Annotated in this window: 1 pseudogene; it reads left to right on the forward strand. The window is 37.7% G+C overall.

The annotated features are described in order from the left end of the window. Positions 1-228, forward strand: a pseudogene (locus R2R70_RS23770) (hypothetical protein); the annotation flags it as partial.

Raw genomic sequence — 228 nt, forward strand, 5'->3', positions numbered from 1 at the left:
CTCAATGACTAAGCTCTATAACTGGGCTAACGTCATTATTTTTAGTGTTATATCGGCTGCGATGATTACGGTATCGTCCACTGCGGTTAGATTTTTATTTGATATTCCTGCACAGTTAGATTGGTACCCAAATAGTTTAGCGTTTGTGGGTATTGTTTTAGCCGTTGGCTCTATTGTTGTATTTGTGGCTATGTATGGCTTTTCTACTGTAGCTGACTTTTCTAAAAT

Source organism: Cobetia sp. SIMBA_158 (assembly GCF_046566945.1).
In the GTDB taxonomy this organism is placed as follows: Bacteria; Pseudomonadota; Gammaproteobacteria; order Pseudomonadales; family Halomonadaceae; genus Cobetia; species Cobetia amphilecti.